This is a genomic window from Shewanella sp. DW31 (assembly GCF_015767295.1).
Lineage (GTDB): Bacteria > Pseudomonadota > Gammaproteobacteria > Enterobacterales > Shewanellaceae > Shewanella > Shewanella oncorhynchi.
Genome location: NZ_JADWMP020000016.1, coordinates 95385 through 118499, shown reverse-complemented (window position 1 = coordinate 118499; position 23115 = coordinate 95385). Strand labels below are relative to the sequence as shown.

General features: G+C 46.7%; 18 protein-coding genes. 3 read left to right on the top strand and 15 right to left on the bottom strand.

Translation table 11 applies throughout. The features are described from left to right. Positions 1–142: 142 nt before the first annotated feature. From GWI56_RS14400 to GWI56_RS21730, 4 genes are all read right to left on the bottom strand, one after another. On the bottom strand, positions 143–469 hold the full coding sequence (locus GWI56_RS14400) for a hypothetical protein (RefSeq protein ID WP_147250511.1): 327 nt from the start codon (positions 467–469) through the stop codon (positions 143–145). Positions 470–1156: 687 nt separating this feature from the next. Next, entirely contained in the window at positions 1157–1675 is a 519-nt protein-coding gene (locus GWI56_RS14395) for a DUF4303 domain-containing protein (RefSeq protein ID WP_198573264.1), read from the bottom strand. 47 nt (positions 1676–1722) lie between these two features. After that, positions 1723–2343, bottom strand: a complete 621-nt coding sequence (locus GWI56_RS14390) for a DUF1629 domain-containing protein (protein WP_198573263.1) — start codon at positions 2341–2343, stop codon at positions 1723–1725. Between the two features lie 369 nt (positions 2344–2712). After that, the gene (locus GWI56_RS21730; RefSeq protein ID WP_242068409.1) at positions 2713–2880 is read right to left on the bottom strand and encodes a hypothetical protein; all 168 of its coding nucleotides are present in this window, start codon (positions 2878–2880) and stop codon (positions 2713–2715) included. Between the two features lie 413 nt (positions 2881–3293). On the opposite strand from GWI56_RS21730, the gene GWI56_RS14380 reads away from it, so the two are divergent. Then, a complete protein-coding gene (locus GWI56_RS14380) occupies positions 3294–3875 on the top strand; it encodes a hypothetical protein (RefSeq protein WP_198573262.1) in 582 nt (193 codons plus the stop codon). A 170-nt stretch (positions 3876–4045) separates the two neighbouring features. Here the strand turns inward: GWI56_RS14380 and GWI56_RS14375 are convergent, their stop codons facing one another. The 7 genes from GWI56_RS14375 to ilvC form a co-directional block, all read right to left on the bottom strand. Next, positions 4046–4306 (bottom strand): hypothetical protein, encoded by a 261-nt coding sequence (locus tag GWI56_RS14375; protein ID WP_198573261.1) that lies wholly within the window; start codon positions 4304–4306, stop codon positions 4046–4048. A 1-nt stretch (position 4307) separates the two neighbouring features. Next, positions 4308–5441, bottom strand: a complete 1134-nt coding sequence (locus GWI56_RS14370; RefSeq protein ID WP_198573270.1) for an alanine--glyoxylate aminotransferase family protein — start codon at positions 5439–5441, stop codon at positions 4308–4310. 207 nt (positions 5442–5648) lie between these two features. Beyond that, positions 5649–7265: a threonine ammonia-lyase, biosynthetic gene (gene ilvA, locus GWI56_RS14365; RefSeq protein WP_198573260.1), complete on the bottom strand. Its 1617-nt coding sequence runs from the start codon at positions 7263–7265 to the stop codon at positions 5649–5651. 2 nt (positions 7266–7267) lie between these two features. Then, positions 7268–9127 (bottom strand): dihydroxy-acid dehydratase, encoded by a 1860-nt coding sequence (gene ilvD / locus GWI56_RS14360; protein WP_113941678.1) that lies wholly within the window; start codon positions 9125–9127, stop codon positions 7268–7270. A gap of 57 nt (positions 9128–9184) precedes the next feature. Then, complete coding sequence (gene ilvM / locus GWI56_RS14355) at positions 9185–9442, bottom strand: acetolactate synthase 2 small subunit (protein WP_006083459.1); 258 nt, start codon at positions 9440–9442, stop codon at positions 9185–9187. Beyond that, positions 9439–11112 carry an acetolactate synthase 2 catalytic subunit gene (gene ilvG / locus GWI56_RS14350; RefSeq protein WP_198573259.1) on the bottom strand — a complete coding sequence of 558 codons (1674 nt, stop codon included), beginning with the start codon at positions 11110–11112 and terminating at the stop codon, positions 9439–9441. The genes ilvM and ilvG overlap by 4 nt, the downstream gene beginning before the upstream one ends. A gap of 673 nt (positions 11113–11785) precedes the next feature. Then, entirely contained in the window at positions 11786–13264 is a 1479-nt protein-coding gene (gene ilvC, locus GWI56_RS14345) for a ketol-acid reductoisomerase (protein ID WP_198573258.1), read from the bottom strand. Positions 13265–13495: 231 nt separating this feature from the next. Here ilvC and ilvY point away from each other — a divergent pair, with 231 nt between their 5' ends. Continuing rightward, entirely contained in the window at positions 13496–14368 is an 873-nt protein-coding gene (gene ilvY / locus GWI56_RS14340) for an HTH-type transcriptional activator IlvY (protein ID WP_198573257.1), read from the top strand. Positions 14369–14561: 193 nt separating this feature from the next. Here the strand turns inward: ilvY and GWI56_RS14335 are convergent, their stop codons facing one another. From GWI56_RS14335 to GWI56_RS14320, 4 genes are all read right to left on the bottom strand, one after another. Further along, positions 14562–15878 carry a hemolysin family protein gene (locus tag GWI56_RS14335; RefSeq protein ID WP_105250472.1) on the bottom strand — a complete coding sequence of 439 codons (1317 nt, stop codon included), beginning with the start codon at positions 15876–15878 and terminating at the stop codon, positions 14562–14564. Positions 15879–16633: 755 nt separating this feature from the next. Beyond that, entirely contained in the window at positions 16634–18418 is a 1785-nt protein-coding gene (locus GWI56_RS14330; protein ID WP_198573269.1) for a GGDEF domain-containing protein, read from the bottom strand. Between the two features lie 45 nt (positions 18419–18463). After that, entirely contained in the window at positions 18464–19492 is a 1029-nt protein-coding gene (locus GWI56_RS14325) for an ABC transporter substrate-binding protein (RefSeq protein ID WP_198573256.1), read from the bottom strand. Positions 19493–20185: 693 nt separating this feature from the next. Beyond that, positions 20186–21331 carry a DUF1963 domain-containing protein gene (locus GWI56_RS14320; protein WP_198573255.1) on the bottom strand — a complete coding sequence of 382 codons (1146 nt, stop codon included), beginning with the start codon at positions 21329–21331 and terminating at the stop codon, positions 20186–20188. Positions 21332–21547: 216 nt separating this feature from the next. Here GWI56_RS14320 and GWI56_RS14315 point away from each other — a divergent pair, with 216 nt between their 5' ends. Continuing rightward, entirely contained in the window at positions 21548–23074 is a 1527-nt protein-coding gene (locus GWI56_RS14315; protein WP_198573254.1) for a YifB family Mg chelatase-like AAA ATPase, read from the top strand. Positions 23075–23115 lie beyond the last annotated feature (41 nt).

The window sequence follows — 23115 nt, the reverse complement described above, 5'->3', positions numbered from 1 at the left end:
GTTGTTGGGGTTATGAATTATGAGGGGATCCTACAGGGCTCGACGACGGCATCCATGCCGTCAACGGTCACTTACATATCAATGTGAATTCATTAGCATGGATGAAACAGTTAACCTTTCCCTGTCTTTTCCCCTATCCTGTTCACTCTATCTTTACTGGCAACACGTACCTTCGACTTGCAGATTCGTAAGGGGATGGACAGGTGTAATCAATAACCATCTTAACGGTATAAAAGCTATCATTCGGAGTAAATCCTAAAACTTTAGGAGCTTCATCGGAAAGTGGTAATGTAGTCAAAAATGCAGCAATCTGGTTGTCATTTTTTTCAGCAAAAAAACTGCCAGTTCTAAAAGGACGGCAATCAGAATTAATAACTAAAGGCCCAACAACTTCGATTGACTGACCGATATCACCTTGAGGTTCAATTTTTATAATAAAGCCTAACTCCTTCGCCAATTCAGAAGTCACTATTTCCTCCACTATAGGTGATGATGCAATTGAACTATATGACACTAAAATCAAATAAATTAAACACAATATTCTAATCATCAAAAAATCCTTAGTGATAAATTCAGCGGAGTAATACTCCATATAAAGCAATAACTTAATTCGATTTATGTTTTGCTTCAAACACTATTCATGTATCTACTATGCCACTATCATCCTGTCTTTTTAACTATGTTGCAGTTTATCTTGGGTGGTCTGATTTATGTCTCCTGATTGTTCAACATGGCTCAACTAAGAATGCGTCAAAAGATATGACAATTAGACTCTGTGACGTGAGAAGTGATTAAGCACTGTCATTCCAGTGACGCGCCAACTTTGGTTTAAAAATAAGTCATCCCTGAGGGCTCGACGGTTGCATCTGCTGTATATGGACATACGAATGTCGCGATCACATGGATGTGAATGAGCGGTCATGCCGCCAACGGTCACTTACATGCCAGTGCTTAATCCCATAAACTGCCGTACATTCTGATAGCCTGAACTACCCAAACCGAAGTCCAGACAGAGGTGACCATCTCAGCAGTCATATCTTTTGAATCAAGATTTAGAATAATCGCCATGAAGAAAAGATGCGTTTGTCCTATATTTTTTCATCTTTTTTAAAAAGAGATTATTTTTCTATTTTTATAGATAAACCTGTACGGTTAATTAGTCAAATCTTAAAATAAATGCCATTGAAAGTGGTGCATCGTTTATTAATTTTGCAGAAGAGTTTTCTATTTCCCCAGACTCATCGTCGTCAGTCATTGAAACAAAACACACTGTCGAATTTAGCTCAATAGGCAGTTCTTTTTTTATTCTGACCAGTACGTTTGATAATGTCTGAATTAGTTTATTTTTAAACTTTACAAAGTTTATTTCTCGAGATGAATTCTCTCGAAGCATCTTACTTATTTTGGAGAAGGCTCCCGCATTATATCCGTCATAAAACCACTCAGACACTGCCCATCTATAGTAATTTTCACACTCTATGCTCTGATCTTCTTCAGCAGCGAGAATGCTTTTAAGCTTACCCTCAGAGCTAGCACTTAATGATGCTGACATGGCACTACTGTCAGTGTAAAGAGATACCGCATAGAATGCCTCATCTTTATTTTCTAACAATAACATCTTGATTGTATCGTATGTAATTTCAAAGCATTTTTCTTCTAACTCAATCCAGTCCATTATTCACTCCTTGTACTTAGCTTCAATATTTTCATTTTATGATGCTCTCAGTTCCATGCGTAATACTGATAATTATCATTTATTTCCTTAAAAATCACACCCGTTAAACCAAGAGCCTCGTACTCGTTTTTAAACTGAATAGAACATACAGAAGCCGCTATCTCGTTACAAAAGAATAAATGTTCACGAATATTATTCTTTATTTTAAATTTATCTATAGACTCATAATATGTCTTCTTTAACCCACGTTCCTCTTGCGTGTTCAATTTTCCAGAATCTAAGTCAATCGAGATAGTATAAGTGGACTCATCCTTATCTAAGATAGACAAATAACTTAGTGGAAAAAATAAAAAGTACTTTTTCTGCGGCCGAACTCCTCGATGCAGGTTAATATCGACAGGAATACGAATACACTTAACATTTAATTTTTCACACAAGTATAACATTTCATTAGAAACTAAATTTTCATCAACCAAATAATCACCATTCAGTTGATATGTTTTTGCTTTAAGAGAATAAGCATTTAAAAAATCACCCTCACATGGTGGTGAGTCATAAAACTCATAGTCAGGTAGCTCAGGAGTCCAATGTTTATCCATAAAATACGGTATTCCCTTACCATCAGGATCTGATTGGACAATAAAAAATGGCTGTAGATTTGTACTCAAAATAACTACCCTGTAATAGGTTAAAAGTTTAATGTCCCTAAGAAAGCATTAGCGCAAACTTGAATTTATTTTAAACATCGTTTTACTCTGTTGCTAGCCATAATATTCCTTCGCAAGTCAAAAAATCTTAACGAGCCACCCATTGTTAAATTCTCGGAATGTATAATTATAAATAACAGACTATCAGGTATACCAAGGGTTTAACGGGATTAAGCACTGTCGTGGAAGTGACCATTGGCGGCATGGTCGCCGCCGTAGGGTCTATAGGGACAACTTATTTTTTAAACCAAAGTCGGCGAGTCACTGGAATGAAAGTGTTTAATCAATATCCCAGAGTAAAAATACAGCTTTGTTAATAAAACTCACCTATTACAAACACTTCTTATCCGATGAATCATCGGAAGAAAGTGCGCGGCTAATACTGCCGAAGATAGCGGTTAAAGTCCCGATGCCCACATCCATCTGTCGGACATCGCGACTACGACTATCGTCACCACTGACCTCGCGTTGACTCTGATTACCAGCAGTTTCTCGCACAAAATCACAGCTAGCACTGCTCGAATTTGTCGAGGAACAGCCAGTTAATATCAGTATTAACCCAAAGATTGCTAAACGTAAAATCCCTATACGCGCAGTTAATATATTAGTTCTACACCTCTTCAGGGGCACGTAAACAGAGCGTCACATTCTCGCGGCGATTTAAGATAGGTGGCACTATTTACAAATGCTCAACCAAGCAATTAATAAGTAACCTCCCCCCCTGTATATCAAGCATAATAAAGCATAACGTGCTAATTTTGCATACATTTGTGAAGTAAAGCTCAGCACTGACACGCCATGAGATGGCTCCACCGGGATACATCGGATACAATTGTTAACAATACAGGGCGGCAGACGTTACCTAGCCCTTTAAACGGACGTTATTTTAACATTTACTATGGAGTATATACGTGAAAAAAGTGCTTTTATTAAGTGGTATTGTTGCGCTATCCGGTTGCGCCTCAAATCAATACTTACACCCCATGAAAGAAGGACCAAGCGCCAAATTGCGACTAGCCTCTGTGCCTAGCAATAATAATTTTATTAACGTCCCAAGCAGAAAAGATTGCATATCTACTGAATTCGACGCTAAAAGCGGGATTGCTACACTTGGTGTAAAAGCGAACTTAATTAGAAGCCTAAGTAGGCTTGATATGCCCGCGTATGATAAAACGCTGGGTGACTCCCATCAAAATGAAGTCTATATCCCCGCAGAAAAGCCTTTTGCCTTCCAATTTAATGGCGTTGGAATTTCGGGATTTGCCCCAGGGCAAACCGATTCAGGGGGAGCCTTGTATTCTTGGTGCCGCAAAATTATCAGCTTTGAACCCAAAATTAATGGCAATTATGAAGCCCTTTACGATTACGTAAAGCTAGCGAGCGGAAAGGAGACCTGTGGAGTAAAACTCTTTGAGATGGTGAAAACTTCAAGAAATGAATACACAAAAGTTGAAGTCGAAAAATATCAAGTAATTGAAAATTATTGTAAATAAACTTTAGTCATTCAAACTGCCCAGTGGAGAGATTAACACAGCGTATGTATGCAAACAGACTGTCAATTTACCGATAGTGTCATCCCTATTCGTGCAGCCCACCTTACCGCGGCTTTGATCATCATCCCCTCACAGCGGGGATGATGAACACTCAAAGATAACTCACAGCGTTACACGCATTTTCCATCCGATGAATCATCGGAAGAAAGTGCTCGACTGATGCCGCCGAAGATGACACTCAAGAAGCCGATACCGACATCTTTTTGTCGCTCATCGGCGCTGCCCATATCGTGGCCACTCGCCTCACGCATACTTTGATTATTGTTTGTTCCGCGCACAAAATCGCAGGACGCATTGCTGGTATTGTTCACCGAACAAGCACTGAGCAAAGCGATCATTAGGCCGCAAAGAGCAAGGCGTAATTTTGGCATATTAGTTCAACACTTCTTCTAATGCCTTGAGGCATAAAGAAACATTCTCACGGCGGGCACCAAAGCCCATTAGACCGATACGCCATGCTTTACCCGCAAGGGCGCCAAGGCCTGCACCGATTTCGAGGTTGTAATCCTTCAGCAAACGAGTGCGCACTGCGGCATCATCCACACCTGCGGGGATATAAACCGTATTCAGCTGCGGTAGGCGATAATCTTCGGCAACCACAAAATTAAGCCCTAACTTTTCCAGCCCAGCACGCAGCACTAAATGCATTTCGTGGTGGCGTTGCCATGCATTCTCTAAGCCTTCGGCCGCTAAAATACGCAGGGATTCATGCAGTGCATAAAGCGCATTCACTGGCGCAGTGTGATGGTAACTACGTTTGCCACCCGCGCTGGTCCAATAGGCCATCACTAAGCTTTGATCGAGGAACCAACTTTGCACTGGGGTCTTGCGATTCTTGAGTTTTTCGACGGCAGCAGGTGAGAAAGACACAGGTGATAAACCCGGTACACAGGAAAGGCACTTTTGACTGCCGGAATAAATAGCATCTATGCCCCATTCATCGACCCTTAACTCGACACCGCCAAGGGAAGTCACCGCATCAACTATGCTCAAGCAACCATAGGTTTTGGCTAATGCACACAGGGTTTTGGCATCGGACAAGGCGCCAGTTGAGGTTTCGGCGTGCACAAAGGCTAAAAATTTGGCATCGGGATTAGCTTTCAGCGCCGCTTCAACCGCAGCAGGGTCAACAGGTGTGCCCCACTCATTGTCCACCAGCACGGCAATAGCGCCCATACGCTCGACGTTTTGGCGCATACGCTCACCAAACACACCGTTACGACAGACAATTACCTTCTCACCCGGCTCGACTAAGTTAACGAAACAGGTTTCCATGCCCGCACTGCCCGGCGCTGATACCGCCATGGTCATTTCGTTTTTAGTTTGGAAGGCGTATTGGATCAGACTCTTAAGCTCATCCATCATGCCCACAAACAGCGGATCTAAGTGGCCAACCGTAGGTCTGGACTGCGCCGCAAGCACTTCGGGATAAACATCCGACGGGCCAGGGCCCATTAAAATACGGCGAGGAGGATTAAAAGCGGTAAAACGCGGTGCTGGTAACATCATGTCTCCTTAATGCGTGTAGGTGTAGGTCGAAGTCTAGTTATTATTCGTTAGCCAATCGTCAGCGGATTAAGTCAGCGACTTAACTGTGGCGCGCTAATCGGCGGCTAGAGTATTAAGTCTACAAAACTACCACAAAAAGGAGCGCCTGTGCGCTCCTCCTTTAGCCTTAGTTATGACTAACATAACTATCACGCGCATGGTGCGCTAAGGTTGTAACGCCTTGTTGCCGTTACCCGCATTTAAAAACAGCTGATAAGCAGGGCTTTGGGTTTCCTCTTGATAGACAAAACCCAACTCAGTTAAAAACTGTTGGAACGGCAAGGCATCACTCGCGGGCACTTCAAACCCCGCCAGCACTCGGCCAAAGGCCGCGCCGTGGTTGCGATAATGGAACAAGCTAATGTTCCATTTACTCTGCAATGTGGTCAAAAACTTCAGCAGCGCACCGGGATGCTCGGGGAACTCGAAGCTAAACAAACGCTCCTCTAAAGGCTCTGGTGGATGACCGCCGACCATATAACGCACATGCAATTTCGCAGTTTCATCGCCAGATAAATCCTGCACTTCAAAACCATTGGCCTCTAAGGTAGCAATGATTTGTTCTAGCTCACCTTGGCCTCGGCTTAAGCGAATGCCGGCAAACACGACGGCAAGATCGCGACTGCTGAAACGATAGTTGAACTCTGTCATCACCCGCTTATCGAGTAACTCACAGAATTTTAAGAAACTTCCCGGACGCTCAGGGACTTTCACCGCCAGTACCGCTTCTTTTTGCTCACCGAGTTCGCAGCGCTCCGACACATAACGCAGACTGTGAAAATTCACATTGGCACCACTTAAAATCGCGGCGACTTTCTCACCATTGCCGCAATCACCATTGGCATTAGCGCTGATATATTTTTTAAGCCCAGCTAAGGACAAAGCCCCTGCGGGTTCGGCGATCGCACGGGTGTCTTCGAAGATATCTTTCACCGCAGCGCAGATTTCATCTGAGGTGACAGTCACTACTTCATCGACATAAAGTTTCGCGACTCGAAACGGCTCAGTGCCGATACGCTTCACCGCCACACCGTCGGCAAATAAACCGACTTGCGCCAGCGTCACCGGCTCGCCCGCTTCCATCGCAGCCTTTAAACAGGCCGCATCTTCTGGCTCGACACCGACAATTTTCACCTGCGGCATCACCGCCTTGTAATAGGCAGCGATACCCGCAATGAGCCCGCCACCGCCTACGGGCACAAATACCACTTCGAGATCACGCTGCTGCTGCAACATCTCTTGGGCGATAGTGCCTTGGCCTGCGATCACCGCTTCATCATCGAAGGGCGCGATATAGACTCGGCCCTCTTCTTTAGCCATCGCCATCGCAAAGCCATTGGCTTGATCGAAGGCTTGGCCGTGCAATACCACGTTGCCACCTAAACGGCGCACCGCATCGACTTTAATATCGGGCGTCGTCTCAGGCATCACAATCACAGCATCCACACCGCGACTCGCCGCCGACATGGCTACACCCTGAGCATGATTGCCTGCCGAAGCACACACCACGCCGCGCTGGCATTCTTCTTTCGTCAGTTGGGCGATACGGTTATAGGCACCGCGTAACTTGAAGGAATGCACTGGCTGCATATCTTCGCGCTTCAAAAATACCTGACAACCTAAACGCGCCGATAACTTATTCATGCTGGAAAGCGGCGTCACTTTCGCTATGTCATACACAGATGACAACAGGATTTTTTGCAGATAGCTTTGTGCCAACTGAAAATGGGCTAAATCCGCCTGAGTTTGCGATGAGAGTGGCAATATAGATGCAGTAAACATAATTAGTCCTCCAGTTTACTGCGATCGCGCACCGCGCCCTTGTCGGCACTGGTGGCGAGCATGGCGTAGGCCTTAAGTGCGAGTGACACATAACGCTGGCGACCAATAGGTTTCCACGCCATTGGGCCAAGACTGTGCATTTTTTCACGGCGAGCATTGAGTTCGGCATCGCTTAACGCCAGCTTGATACTGCGCTTGGGGATATCAATTTCGATGCGATCGCCATTTTCAATCAAGGCGATTGTGCCGCCAGCGGCCGCTTCGGGTGAGACGTGGCCGATAGATAAACCTGAAGTACCACCGGAGAAACGACCATCGGTGATCAGCGCGCAGGCCTTGCCTAAACCACGTGATTTTAAGTAACTGGTTGGATACAACATTTCTTGCATACCTGGGCCACCTTTCGGGCCTTCGTAACGGATAACAACCACGTCGCCCGCCACCACTTCACCGCCTAAAATGCCCGCCACTGCATCATCTTGGCTTTCATAAACGCGCGCCGAGCCGATGAAGGTCAGATTAGATTCATCTACGCCCGCCGTTTTAACGATACAGCCGTTTTCGGCCACATTACCCGACAATACGGCAAGACCGCCCTCTTGGCTGAAGGCAAACTCGCGGCTACGGATACAGCCTTCTTGTCTGTCATTATCCAGTGACGGCCAGCGACAATCTTGGCTAAAGGCTTTAGTGGTCGGAATCCCCGCAGGTCCCGCCATAAAGAAATGTTTTACTTTTTCATCTTGCGTCTGCATCACATCGTATTTCGCCAATACAGACTTCAAATTGCCACCTTCATCGGCCGCCACATGGAACACATCGGTATGCAGTAATCCGGCTCTGTCTAGCTCACCTAAAATCCCCATCACGCCGCCCGCACGGTGCACGTCTTCCATATGGTATTTAGGCGTCGATGGCGCAACCTTACAAAGGTGCGGCACAAGGCGCGACATACGGTCAATATCCGCCATGGTAAAATCAACATCGGCTTCCTGCGCGGCGGCCAATAAATGCAATACAGTATTAGATGAACCGCCCATGGCGATATCTAAGGTCATGGCATTTTCGAAGGCTTTAAAGTTTGCGATATTACGTGGCAATGCTGATTCATCATCTTGATGATAATAACGTTTTGCCAGCGCCATCACGCGGCGACCCGCTTCTAAAAACAGCTCGCGACGATCGGCGTGGGTTGCCAACATAGAACCGTTACCCGGCAGCGATAATCCTAGAGCTTCGGTTAAACAGTTCATTGAGTTCGCGGTAAACATGCCAGAGCAAGAGCCACAAGTTGGGCACGCACTACGCTCGATTTTGGCACTGTCTTCATCGCTCACGTTCGAATCGGCGCCCGCCACCATAGCATCGACTAAGTCGAGCTTGATGAGTTTATCCGACAGCTTAGTTTTACCCGCTTCCATCGGTCCGCCAGACACAAACACGACGGGAATATTGAGGCGCAGCGCCGCCATCAACATGCCAGGTGTGATCTTGTCGCAGTTGGAGATACACACTAAAGCATCGGCGCAGTGGGCATTAACCATGTATTCCACACTGTCGGCGATAAGCTCGCGCGATGGCAGACTGTAAAGCATGCCGCCGTGGCCCATGGCGATACCGTCATCGACTGCGATCGTATTGAATTCTTTGGCGATACCGCCCGCTTCTTCGATGGCGCTCGCCACCAGTGAGCCCATGTCTTTTAAGTGCACATGACCCGGAACAAACTGAGTAAAGGAGTTAGCAATGGCGATAATTGGCTTACCAAAATCATTGTCTTTCACCCCTGTGGCGCGCCATAGCGCACGGGCACCCGCCATATTGCGGCCTTCGGTACTGGTAGCTGAACGTAACTTTGGCATTGACTGTATCCTTTATCTCAAATCGAAAATGGTATTCTTAATTCACATGGCGAATGCTTAAGCATTAGCCGTTTGTTGCAAGCTCAGCGGTAACAATACCTTACACTGGGTCACATCAATCAGTTTATTCAGCTGATTACTTAACAGTTCGATGGCACGTTCGCTATCGACCTCCATATCCAGCGACAGACTCGCATCGTCGTTCATACGCATCTGCATTTGGGTAATCGTAAAGCCACGGTGGCGAGTCACGCGCAAAACACGCTCAAGCACTTCGGGGCGTTGTTGAACCGTTAATTCCAGAGAGTGGATCATGTTTGTTTCTCCATTTCGTCCATCATATCGCTGTTTGATGCGCCGGGGGGCACCAGTGGCCAAACGTTAAAAGCATCGTCGATTGCAACGTGTAACAAATACGGGCCCTTAGCCGCTAACATTTCGGTTAAGGCTTCTTCCACTTCGTCGGAAGAAAAAATAGTGCGGCCGGGAATATCAAAGGCGGAGGCCAATAAGACAAAATCAGGGTTATCGGATAAATCCGTTTCGCTGTAGCGCTCTTCAAAAAATAGCTGCTGCCACTGCTTCACCATGCCAAGCTTTTGGTTATCAACCAGCACGATTTTCACCGGCAGCTTACGGCGTTTGATGGTGGTCAGCTCCTGCACATTCATCATAAAAGAACCATCGCCAGAGACAGTCACCACTGTCGCATCGGGACGGGCCACTTGCGCACCAATCGCGGCGGGCAAACCAAAGCCCATAGTGCCTAAACCCGCGCTGGACAGGTGATCCTCTGGGCGGCGGAACCACATATGTTGGGCCACCCACATTTGGTGCTGGCCCACATCGCAACAAACAACATTGTCTTCGGGTAACTTATTGGCTAAGCGACGCAGCAACGCAGGCGCATAGATCAAACTGCCGGGGTGTTGATAATCCCATTGATGCTTACGACATAAATGCTCCACCTCGGCCTGCCAAGGCGTGATGTTCATCGACATGGCTAAGGCAGGCAGGATTTGACGTAAGTCACCGGCTATCGCCACCTCTGGCATACGTAACTTGCCCAGCTCAGCGGCGTCTATGTCTAAATGGATCACTTTGGCCTTGTCGGCGAAGCTCGCTAAACGGCCGGTGACTCTGTCGTCGAAACGGGCGCCAACCACGATCAGCAAATCACAATCCTGTACCGCTAAGTTAGCCGCCTTGCCACCATGCATACCTAACATGCCTAAGTAGCCGGGTGTGCCATGGGCGATACTGCCCAGCCCTTTCAAGGTTGCGACCGAAGGTATGCCCGTCACTTTGATAAACTCACGCAGTTGATCGACCGCGCCCGCCATGCCCACACCGCCGCCGACATACAACATAGGTTGTTTAGCCTCAGCCAACAGCGCACGGGCGGCCTCGATATCACTCATCTCGGCTTGGGGTTCGTTGGTGACGGCCAGTAAAGGTGTACGGTATTCGAGGTAAGCGAGTTGGATATCCTTCGGGATATCGACCAACACAGGGCCAGGGCGGCCGGATGCGGCGATTTCGAAGGCTTGATACAAGGTTGGGATCAGGTCGTTGATATTTGTCACCATAAAGCTGTGCTTAGTACAGCTCAGTGACATGCCCAGCACATCGATTTCTTGAAACGCATCAGTGCCGATAACGGCGGTAGAGACTTGGCCCGTAATGGCCACGATAGGCACTGAATCTAACAGCGCGTCGGCTAAGGAAGTGATCAGGTTAGTCGCGCCTGGGCCTGAGGTCGCAAAGCACACGCCGGTTTTACCGCTGGCTCTTGCGTATCCTACGGCGGCAAAGGCGGCGCCTTGTTCGTGACGGCTTAAGAGATGTTCAACAGGGCTTCCATAGAGGGCATCGTATATTGGCATAATGGCACCACCTGGGTAACCAAACACTGTGGTGACTCCATGTGCTGCTAACACCTTGATTACCGCGTCTGCGCCTCTGATCATCTGCCCTGGTTCCATATTCTCTCTCGCTACGTTAGTCCTGAATTGCCGAAAATCGACGCTAATTTTTACTCTTTCGAAGCTTAGAACCTTACTCTAGGCCCTGAAACGAAGAACCCCCCGGTCCTTTCGGAGCGGGGGGTTCTTTCGAAACTTTTAACCTTTTAGGTCTATCAGTTCGCCATGCGCCGCCCCCGCTGTGATTTAATAATCACGACGGTAATAATCACGAGAATGAGCTTGGCAGCTTGGTTAAACATCAATATGGATTCCTAATCGGTGTTTCTAAAATTGGGATATTGCATGAAAGTTAGTATCGCTTTGGGCTTTGCCCTAGCGCGAGCTATTAGCTTTACCATAAAGCAACGGCCAAACACAATAAAAAATATCTTTTGTCAAAAAAATTCAGCTTCCCTGCCGAGACAATGCAAAACAACAAAGTAAAACGTTAACTGTTGAGCCTCAGTCGGCGCGATTCACCTACTGAACGATAGACTCACTAACTGTGTCGTTTTTGCCCGCTCGACAACCCACTGAACAGGAAAAAATTTGTTTCTCACTAACTGATTTATCACTAAGCAAGCTCAAGATGCGCGTTTCACTATCTTGAGCTTGCTTGGGAACTGAGCTGAGACCCAAGTCCTTTGAGTCTCAACCCTCTCCCCCAATGCTGGGCTTAACTAACGATCACTTAAGCCTCAACAATGCTCTTCATATCTGTCATGTAACCGCGAAGCTCAGCACCAACATATTCCACTGCCGTTTCACGAATCGCTTCGTTAACAGCGATGAGCGTTAGGTTGTCGACACCGGTTGCGCTGTCTTTCAGGCCAGCACCTAAATACTCAGATGACATGGCATTAACGTAGTCGCGCAGCATAGGTACGGCGGCGTGATTAAACAGGTAGCAACCGTATTCGGCTGTGTCTGAAATCACTACGTTCATTTCGTACAAACGCTTACGGGCAATCGTGTTAGCGATAAGTGGGGTTTCGTGCAGTGACTCGTAATAGGCCGACTCTTCCACAATACCTGCAGATACCATGGTATCGAACGCCAGTTCCACACCCGCTTTGATCATAGCGACAAGGAAAATACCTTTGTCGAAATAGGTTTGTTCGTCGATATGCTCGCTCGATACGGGCGCATTTTCGAAACCTGTTTCGCCAGTTTCGGCTCTCCAACGCAGTAAGTTCGCATCATCGTTTGCCCAGTCTTCCATCATAGTGCGTGAGAATTCGCCGCTGATGATGTCATCCATGTGCTTTTCAAATAATGGTTGCAGAATTTCTTTTAAATCTTCTGCAATTTCAAATGCTTTAATCTTGGCTGGATTAGACAAACGGTCCATCATGTTAGTGATGCCGCCGTGTTTCAGCGCTTCAGTGACCGTTTCCCAACCTTGCTGGATAAGCTTGGCCGCGTAGCCTGGCTCAACGCCATCGGCGATCATTTTCTCGTAACCTAAGATGGCACCCGTCTGCAACATACCGCACAGAATGGTCTGCTCGCCCATCAGATCCGACTTCACTTCTGCGATGAAAGACGACAGTAAAACACCGGCCCTGTCTCCACCCGTTGCGCTAGCGTAGGCTTTAGCAATCTCTAAGCCATCACCGTTTGGATCGTTTTCTGGGTGAACTGCGATAAGGGTAGGCACACCAAAACCACGTTTGTATTCTTCACGCACTTCAGTACCTGGGCACTTAGGAGCAACCATCACCACAGTGATGTCGGAACGAACTTGCATACCCTCTTCAACAATGTTGAAGCCGTGTGAGTAAGACAAGGTAGAGCCTTGCTTCATCAGTGGCATAACTGCGTTAACCACGTTTGAATGCTGTTTGTCCGGCGTCAGGTTAAGCACCAGATCCGCCGCAGGGATTAATTCTTCAAAGGTACCGACACGGAAACCGTTATCGGTTGCTTTTTGCCATGAGGCACGTTTCTGTTCAATCGCTTCAGGACGCAGGGCAAAAGAGATATTCAGACCCGAGTCACGCATGTTCAAGCCTTGGTTAAGACCTTGAGCACCACAACCTAAAATAACAATATTCCAATCTTTGATGTAGTTACAGCCGTCGCTAAACTCAGAACGTTCCATGAAACGACATTGGCCAAGCTGTGCTAATTGTTGACGTAAATTCAGAGAGTTAAAATAGTTAGCCATCTGATATACCACCTATAAGTCAGAAATTTTGGACGCAACCAAACTAACATAATGTTACGACTTGGTTGTGATTGAAATCACTATAACCCATGCTTATCATTGCTTAAAATGATATATTCGGAACTTCATATTGCATTATGCGCAACGTCAGCCGCAATAACGCTCAGTAACACTGGCAGCAACATCGGCGGCAATATGCAGCACTCAAGCTCAGGCTAAACAGGATAAGTTATGGATATTCGTACCCTCAAATTGTACCTGCACTTATGTGACAGTTTGCACTTCGCCAAGACCGCGGAGCAGATGCATGTGAGCCCATCGACCTTAAGCCGAGCACTGCAAAGATTAGAAGAAGAAGTGAACGCTAAACTGTTAGAGCGGGATAATCGCAGCGTGACCTTAACCCACGCGGGACACGAGTTTAAGCGATTCGCCGAGCAGACCTTGAACCATTGGAGCACACTCAAGCACAGTATCGATCTCAAGCAGGACGTACTGCGCGGTCGGTTAAATCTATATTGCTCGGTCACTGCTGCCTACAGTCATTTACCGGGTTTATTGGATCTATTCCGCCAAGAGCATCCCTTCGTCGAAATCGCCTTAACCACGGGAGATGCAGCCAACGCGCTAGCAGAAGTGCAGCAGAATCGCGCCGATATCGCCATCGCCGCCCTGCCCGATCCTTTCCCCAGCAGCTTACATTTTGCCAAAATCGACGATGTGCCACTGTCGATTATCGCACCGACGATCCGCTGTGCAGTACAGCAACAAGTGAGTCAAACGCCCATAGATTGGTCGAGCGTGCCCTTTATCATCCCAGATCACGGCCCAGGACGGCGCCGCGCCGATAACTGGTTCAAACAAATGGGCATCAGCCCTAATATTTACGCCCAAGTCTCGGGACAGGAAGCGATCGCCTCTATGGTAGCGTTAGGTTGCGGCGTGAGCATGAGCCCCGAAGTGGTGATCAATAATAGCCCAGTGCGAGATCGCATTCAGCTACTCTCGTCGCCGGTTGCTATTCCATCGTTCGAGTTAGGTTGCTGCTGCAAAGTGAAACGACTTGATGATCCCATCGTTAATGCGTTTTTGGATGTAATTTAAACGGGGAAAGTAATACAAAATAAAAGTGCGAGTGAAGAGTTTCAACGAGATAGAAAACCGAAACGGCTCTCAAAAAGCTAAAAACTTAGCTAAAAAGAACCGCTTCACTATCGAACAGTTGCTATCAAATTGGTGCTAACGAACTATTGCCACAGGATTTCTATCGCAAGGCAATCAACACAAGATGACAGGATTACACATCCGGCGAGTTGAGCTTATCAATAGGATCGATACGGGTCACCAATAGCTGATCGACCTTGTACGAATCGATATCGACCACCTCAAATTTATAGCCTGCATAGTTCACGAAATCCGTACGCTTAGGGATTTTACGCAGCATATACATCATAAAACCAGCAATGGTTTCGTAGTTCTGATTATGCGGAAACTCCTCAATACCAAAGGCGCGCATTACGTCGGTAATAGGCGTCACACCGTCGACTAACCAAGAGTTGCTATCACGGGCGATGATCTGCTCTTCGCTCTCGTGCAATGACCAAGCCCCCATTACGGCGCGCTGTAGATCGTTAGTCGTGACAATCCCCACCACTAAGGCGTATTCGTTCATTACCACGGCAAAATCGGCGCGACTATTTTTAAAGTATTCCATCGCTTCTGACAGGCTCAGCGTATCGGGAATGATCAGCGAAGTATGGATTAAGTTACTGCCTTTTAAGATGATATTCTCACCGTTGATCACACGGATCAGCAATTCTTTCGCATCCACGAAGCCTTTGATCATATCCAACTGACCATCGCAGACGAGGAACTTAGTATGGGGATCTTCAGAAATTTTACGCTTGATATCTTCTTCACTGTCTTGCAGTAAAAAGTACACTAAGCTTTCACGGGCCGTCATGGCCGAAGTCACAGAAACGGTTTGCATTTCAAACACATTTTCCATCATCTGTTGCTCACCGCGATCTAGCACCCCAGCTTCGGCGCCCGCATTCATGACGGCATAAATATCGTCGGAGGTGATGGCATCGTTACGCACGGTTGGGATCTGCAGCAGTTTAAAGATACCACTCGCCATGCCATTGAAAAACCACACTAATGGGCGTAATAGCACAATACAGAAAGACATAGGCCCGACAACAGCTAAAGCGACAGGCTCAGGCATCGCCATGGCAATGCGTTTTGGCATTAAATCGGCGACTAAAATAAAGGCGCTGGTTACCGTTATGAAGGATAAAACAAAGCTCAATTGGCTCAGCCAAGGCTCGGCAACTAAAGGGGAAAGCAACTGATAGAAGTAAGGCCGAAATGCCGACTCACCCACAATACCGCCCATGATGGCAACGGCATTAAGACCAATTTGTACTACCGTAAAAAAGCTACCGGGAACAGCTTGTAACTGCAGCACTTTTTCTGCCCGTGCATCGCCCTCATCGGCTAACTGACGTAAACGAATTTTACGTGAAGCGGCAAGTGCAATTTCTGACATAGAGAAAAAACAACTCGCGCCGATTAGACACAATATAATCATCACGTTATCAAAGAGACTCATGTAACACCTTTCATTTAACACTGGACTAACTAGGACCAACTCGCGCTTTATTGCTCGCGAGTCAGTTGAATTCATTGTATTTGAGCAAAGTTTGCTTTGTCTGGTCGCTGCACAACAAGATTGTATTGACCACTTTCACCCCTGAGATAAATGAGCGCTTAGATGACAATCCTTAGGGTGCACTCAGTATATCTGCAAATTCACGAGTTATGCGTGACTCCGCTCTCGCAGCCCACGCATAGCGCTAATGCACTTGCATCATTTAAGTAATTTTTTATGTCGAAACGACTGAATATACAGCATTTAATTATTTTACTCGACTCGATGGCATTAGACATCCGAGCGCGATGGCTTTGATATTGAGCTGCTAGAACGTACATTTAAACCAACAGAATTGACTATGCAGTCGTGGCTTTGCTTAATTGCGTTACGTAAAATACGTCCAGAATGGCAGCATGGATGTCACTCAGAGTGCATCGCTAAATCGACAATAGGCGACAGATTATATCTCATCTGCCGCCTAATATTACCTCACCTTGAGTAATTTTTATCTTAGCGACTTATCTACAGCTGTGTTTCACATAAATGTTATCAATTAGTTAGCATGATTGAGGACGTCTGTGGCGTGGTGATGCTAACCGAATATGTCTCCAATTTTGCAGCATAGAGCCTAGACACTTGAAGCTCAGTAGCCAATCCAGCAACGCGTTGGGATATCTTGGCGAAAGAGTAACGTCACCTGCAACCGGCTCCCATTAAATCACTTCAACCTCGACTCTATTGCGACCTTTATCCTTAGCGCGATAGAGGCAAACATCGGCGCGGCGTAATACGTCGGCCATCTTAAACCCCGAGATCTTATCTAATGGCAAAAACACGCTGCCAATACTGATCGTCACCACAGCCAACGGAGATACTTGATGGGGAATATTGAGTTGCTCAACGAGATAACACAGTTGCGTAGCAATAGCCGTTAACTGTGCTGGCGTGACCTGCTCGACGACCAAAGCAAACTCTTCACCACCAATGCGAGCCAATAGAGCATTGTGCGGCAGGATATCGCACTGTGCTAAGGCATCAGCCACCTGCTTGAGCACAGTATCGCCTTCAAGATGACCATAAGTATCGTTGTAGGATTTGAAATAATCGATATCCAACATTAACAATCCCGCTGGAGTGTTAGCTTGTAGCACAGTAGCTAATCTTTCGGTAAAGGGTCGTCTATTAGCTAAGCCAGTTAACTCATCGGTTTCAGCCATCACCTTTAATTGGCTATTCGCGGCAACCAGCGCTTGTTGTAGCACTATCATCTGACGCTCTTTCTGTTCGCGTAGCAGTAACTCGTTCAATGCGGAGGCGAATTGGGTCAACATATTCTTTTTCTGGGCGTTCCAATTTAATGGCCGCGACACAGTCGACAGCGAGAGCAATCCCAATAACTCCCCAGCATTTTTAATCGCAAAGGCGGCAATCGAACATATCCCCACGGATTTCATTACCTCATATTCCTGTGGTGAAAAAGCCTTTAACGCCTCAAGATCCTCAATCACTAAGGTCGATTCCGTCTCGAATTTTTTAGCCAGTTGAGCAATATTATCTACCGAAATCACTTGGACCTTATTTGCGTGTAAGTCACTGGTCCAAAAGCTGCGGTAATAGGCATGCTGCTGATTGAATTCGAGAAGACTCACCCTTTCAACATCAAATAACTGACCTATTTTGTGGCATACCTCAGTTAAGGTTTTATCCACATTGCAGGTATCTATGCTCAAAAATTGCAATGAAATCTCGGCCAACAATTGATTCGACTGCGACTGCCAATCTAATTCTTTAGTTCGTTCTTTGACTAAGTCAGACAATAAATGCTGCTGTTGTTGCAGTGCACGTTGCTGACGTTTATTGATGGCTAAATCATTACGTATCCTTTGATACATACCTTTAAGTGACAATGCCACATGGGCTATTTCATCGGGTCTTGCGGTTACCGTCTCGGGCACAGATAACTTTTTTAACGAGTTAAGATTGATTTTATTAGTGAAATCTTCCAGTGCCGACAATCTATCTGTCACCATGAGTCGCACTAAGGTCAAAATCAAATAAATCATCAATAAGGTCTTTAACCCATTACCAAGCACGATAAAAATCAACTGCCGCCACAGCTCGTAGTAAAGCCGATTGGTATCTAACCCTACGGTCAAAGTCGCTATCGACTGCTCTTGATAGGTCACAGGATAGTGAAATAGAGTTTGCGACTCGTCATCGGTTAACAAAGGTTTACCCAGATGCATAGTGACGCCATCGATACTGTCTAAATGTACACTCGACACTAATGGCATCATCCCCAGTCCAGAGAGCAAATCCGATAACAAGCTACGGTCGACGTCCCACAGTGACTTAGCCACGCTTGGCAAAATAGATTCTGAATACTCGCGGATATCCGAAGTCGCATTATCGATACTATCCTGATAGTTCCAAATCAACTGTACCAGCATAGTTAACACAGCAAAAAACGAGCTCACCCCAATAATAATCAGCGTCATCTTGTGGCTAATAGAATGATTACGATGCTTCATGTACACCTGTTATTACGCCTTGAGGGGCAACTTATTCAAAATCTGAGACTGGAAAATCTGTGGCCAATCTCGAGCAACTAACATTTGATAAAATGCCGAATCTGGTTGCAAAACACCGAACAAGGCAACATTGTCATAGGGGAGATATTTTTTATGCTGCTGATAATATTGCAATTCGACCAAACCTAAAGCGCCAACCAAAAAATGCCCGCCACCAATAACACTCACAGAGTGCTGGCGACAAAGCTGTAAAATCTCAGGTGAAGTATTGATCGTACCGACAAATACATCTTTACCAGACACCAAACCTGTTTCCTTCAATGCCTTAAGCACCCCAATCGCCATACGATCACTGGCGGTCCAAATCACATTCAGATCAGGATAACGATTCAGCAGGGTTAACGCTTGCCCATAAGCCACAGCCTCACTCCATTGGCCATAAACCGTTTGAGTCAGAGTGGCATTGGACTGCATAAAGAAATAGTCGCTGGCGCCTTGGGTACGTAACACTGAAGCAGGTGTCGATTTATCGCCCGAAATCAACAGAACTTTAGCCGCCTTTCCCTCTAAGTCGTCCATTAAGGCCTTAGCGGTCGCCGAACCAATAGCGTAATTATCGGGAATAATGGCGGGTAACAGATATTCTTGCCAATGGGGATCTTGCAGCAGGGCATCACGCTCGCCAGGGGAAATATCATTTAAAATCAATTGCACATAGACAGGGTGAGGATAAAGCGCCTGCAACATTTTTATCGCGGATTGTTTTTCATTAACCAGAATAACATAATTAGGTAACGCCTTTGCAGAAGCTAACAACTCATCGAGTTGGGTGATCATCTTGAAGTGATTGCGATCGGAATGAATGATATCGAGTTTAATATCGAGTGTCGTCGATGCCGCCAACATCAATTGGTCGACATCTCCCCAAAAACTGTCATCGACAGCCCCAGGATTAAAAAAAACCACATCGAGTTTTGCCCATGCTGCCCCACCAAAACCCGCAGTACAGATAAACACACACGCTAACATCCACGAACGCATAGGCGAGTTCTCCTCGACCATGTTCCCTCAAATGTCATCCTTCACAAGAGGTCACTTTATTATTATCGATTCACAACCTTGTTACCGCATCGCCGCCCAAAATGTTGCTAAAATCGGCAGCAGATGTTTCGATTAAACCACAAAATGATACAAAGTATACTTTATATGCTGACTATTTATTCCGACACCCTGTCGGTATAGGGGGTTCGAGTGGCTCAGTAGCAGAATGTTTATGGGGATGTAAGTGGCGGCCTTATGGTCAGTCTTGCGACCTAACCACGGAGAAAATGACGGGGACTTAAAAGGAATACAAGTTAGAACTCAGACGTTAATGCAGCCTAGCGGTCAAGTTGAATCAAGGTCGTGGGGAGTGGAACCATGATTTTCAGTGGAGGGTAAACCAAATGAGACTGCTCATCGATGCCCTCATATAATCGCATAGGTTGACTAAACTCTATTAACTGATTGAAATAATTAAATATAACTATCAATCACTTAATCTATTCAGTCGTAATCATTTCTCCCAGAATCAATCCTTTATAACTCATATTCATTCAAAGGCACTAAATTGTGCTTGCGACTCTTCTTCTAATCCGTCGCAACATACACCTTCAATCGTCTCGGTGTACTCCAATTGCTGTGTAGCCCGCATCGCCAAACAAAAAGGTTGGCAGTAGCCAACCTTTCAATGAACTAATAATCATATATGCAGTAAATGCGATCGAATTCTCCTAACGCTAAATCGTCCCGGTGAATAATAAAATTCAATTGCATAGAATGCTCACTGTAGACGACTTTGAACAGTACTAGATAATCTTCGGCATTGCCGCCTAATTCAGCTGCGGCGCGGAGTTCGGGTGCTTTATAGCGGCTATCACCATGGCCATTAATGCAGGCTATCCCATCGTAATAGGGCAGCGGCTGCTCGGGGACGAGCAATTCCTGCAGGTTGGATGACTGCCAGTCGGTATTAGCCCATTGCGATTGAGTGAGAATCTGACCAGGGATAAATCCGTGCTCATTCAATTGTATCAGCTCATAGCCCTTGAGCTGATCTTGCCACTCTGGTGCCAATTCATCATCCACAACCGCTAGGGCCTCCAGCACCATAGCTTGTTGCGGTTCTGGTAGCGCTTGTAAACGTGCCTTGGCTAACTTTACTAAATGCGGGTTGTCACTATTAATCATGTCAGGGGCTATCATCTTAATGCTGGCAATTCCCTGAAGTTGATAAGCCTCTTCATACTCATAGTTTGCACATACCGCATCGTCGAACTTAGGTTCGGCAATCGCTTTTCCAGAGTTCAGTTGCTGATCCTCAGCGACATAATAGACATGGCCGCGAAGCATTTCCGAGAATCGCCAGCGCTCCAAAAAGAACAACAATCGCCCTTCTCGAGGCAAATAAGATTGAAACGCCTTCAGGTCGCTGCAGTTGAGCTGTGCGATAAATTGCATGGGCACACGGAAGGCTTGCGCCGCCTCGTCCCAATCCCAATTATGCTCCTCATCAGTCTCCCAATCGTCCTGCCAGTCCTCCCGCCAATGCTCATTAATAAACTCGCGGGTATGGCCAAAGCTCTCAACATAGCCATCCAACATCTCCTCCCTTCCGACCAAAGTCACCGGATAATCCATGCCAACAGGCAAATCCGGCAATCCACCCAGCCGGCTGTTACCTAACTGAGCATAATCTTCGATTGCACAGGGATAGAGATCGACACTATTGCGAATAAATGCCGAAAGCGTATGGGCAAGATGCGGGTCTTTAAACTGCGCCAACTTTTGCTCTAGCAGCTGCTGACGAATGGGGGAATTTTCTGCTAACAACATATCCATATTTACCTCACGACTCCAATGTTTGTTTTTTATCATTTCTATCAACTATTTGCCATCTTCAAATAAGGCAAATTGCCAAGCCTATCACACGATTAGCAAAGCCGGAGTCAACGGCTTGCTAATGAGAAGAGCAACGATCTAGGCGATAGGAAACCCCTCCCATTAATTACTGCTACACTCAAATTCAGCGAAAAAGATCAACAAAAGGATTTGTTTATGGCGATAGCCTGTGTCAATACCCGAGCCAGTTGTGGGGTCGAAGCTCCACAAGTCACAGTTGAAGTGCATCTCAGCAACGGCTTACCAGCATTTAATCTTGTAGGCTTACCCGAAGCTTCGGTAAAAGAAGCCCGTGAGCGAGTACGCAGTGCCTTGATCAATGCGGGATTCGAGTTTCCGATGCGGCGGATAACCGTCAATCTCGCGCCAGCTGATTTACCTAAACAAGGTGGCCGCTACGACTTACCCATCGCCGTGGGCATATTGGCCGCTTCGGAACAGATTCCCATTAACAGTTTAAAAAATATCGAGTTTGTCGGCGAGCTGGCACTGTCAGGGCACATACGTTACTGCCAAGGATTATTGCCCGCAATTATCGCTGCAAAGCGCCAAGACCATACCTTGGTCTTACCGCTAGATAACCGCCACGATGCCGAGCTAGTCGGCTATCCCAATGTGTTGTTTGGTTCGCATCTGCAAAGTCTAGCCGCGTATTTACAAGGGCAAAATCAACTGCCCACACTGGCGCCACAGTTAGAATGGGTAAGCCAAGAGACACCCGAGTCCCATACTTGCCTGAGCGATGTGATTGGCCAATATCAGGCCAAGCAAGCACTCGAAATTGCCGCTGCGGGTAACCACAACCTCTTGATGCTAGGCCCGCCGGGTACTGGCAAGACCATGCTTGCCAGCCGCATGATGGCACTATTGCCTGCACTCAATTATGAGGAAGCGTTAGAAGTGGCGGCAATTCATTCCGTTGCTGGACTCGACATTAAACCGCAGCATTTTTTACAGCGACCATTTAGGGCGCCGCACCACACGAGTTCTTCGATTTCCCTCGTTGGTGGTGGCAGTATCCCAAAACCAGGGGAGATCTCCCTCGCCCATCGCGGTGTATTATTCTTGGATGAAGTGGCTGAATTTCCTCGTAAAGTCTTAGATTGCCTGCGTGAACCGATGGAAACCGGCGAAGTAGTGATTTCCCGCGCCGCCGCTAAGCTGACATTTTTGAGTCGATTCCAATTAATCGCAGCGATGAATCCTAGCCCTAGTGGCGACTTGGATAGCCATCATAGATCCAGCCCTGAACAAATCCAACGTTACCTTTCACGGCTTTCAGGTCCGTTTCTCGATCGTTTCGATTTAACCATTGAAGTCCCCAAACTCCCCGCGGGCACCTTGACTCAAGCCGCGCCGCAGACAGAAACCAGCCAAGATATCGCCAAACGAGTTAAGCTAGCACGTGAGCTACAACTCGCCCGTGCTGGTGTGCTCAATAGCGAACTTACAGGGAAACAATTGAAACACTTCAGTGGGCTCAGTGATGCTGATTTAGTGTTTTTGGAGCAAAGCGTGGTGAAGCTTGGCCTTTCGGTTCGCAGTTTTCATCGTATACAAAGAGTCGCCCGCACTATCGCCGATCTTGAACAAGCCCCTAACACCGAACGCCGCCATCTTGCCCAAGCACTGGGTTATCGTGCTATGGATAGGTTGCTAGCACGACTATCCCAGCAATATTGAGTCAGCCGCTTTACAGTGAAGATGAACAAATGCACCGACCA

Bases quoted from the DNA above. Each gene is read 5' to 3' on its own strand.
- GWI56_RS14395 (WP_198573264.1), bottom strand. From the start codon at position 1,675: ATGGACTGGATTGAGTTAGAAGAAAAATGCTTTGAAATTACATACGAT.
- GWI56_RS14375 (WP_198573261.1), bottom strand. From the start codon at position 4,306: ATGCCAAAATTACGCCTTGCTCTTTGCGGCCTAATGATCGCTTTGCTC.
- GWI56_RS14370 (WP_198573270.1), bottom strand. From the start codon at position 5,441: ATGTTACCAGCACCGCGTTTTACCGCTTTTAATCCTCCTCGCCGTATT.
- ilvA (WP_198573260.1), bottom strand. From the start codon at position 7,265: ATGTTTACTGCATCTATATTGCCACTCTCATCGCAAACTCAGGCGGAT.
- ilvD (WP_113941678.1), bottom strand. From the start codon at position 9,127: ATGCCAAAGTTACGTTCAGCTACCAGTACCGAAGGCCGCAATATGGCG.
- ilvM (WP_006083459.1), bottom strand. From the start codon at position 9,442: ATGATCCACTCTCTGGAATTAACGGTTCAACAACGCCCCGAAGTGCTT.
- ilvG (WP_198573259.1), bottom strand. From the start codon at position 11,112: ATGGAACCAGGGCAGATGATCAGAGGCGCAGACGCGGTAATCAAGGTG.
- ilvC (WP_198573258.1), bottom strand. From the start codon at position 13,264: ATGGCTAACTATTTTAACTCTCTGAATTTACGTCAACAATTAGCACAG.
- ilvY (WP_198573257.1), top strand. From the start codon at position 13,496: ATGGATATTCGTACCCTCAAATTGTACCTGCACTTATGTGACAGTTTG.
- GWI56_RS14335 (WP_105250472.1), bottom strand. From the start codon at position 15,878: ATGAGTCTCTTTGATAACGTGATGATTATATTGTGTCTAATCGGCGCG.
- GWI56_RS14330 (WP_198573269.1), bottom strand. From the start codon at position 18,418: ATGACGCTGATTATTATTGGGGTGAGCTCGTTTTTTGCTGTGTTAACT.
- GWI56_RS14325 (WP_198573256.1), bottom strand. From the start codon at position 19,492: ATGCGTTCGTGGATGTTAGCGTGTGTGTTTATCTGTACTGCGGGTTTT.
- GWI56_RS14320 (WP_198573255.1), bottom strand. From the start codon at position 21,331: ATGGATATGTTGTTAGCAGAAAATTCCCCCATTCGTCAGCAGCTGCTA.
- GWI56_RS14315 (WP_198573254.1), top strand. From the start codon at position 21,548: ATGGCGATAGCCTGTGTCAATACCCGAGCCAGTTGTGGGGTCGAAGCT.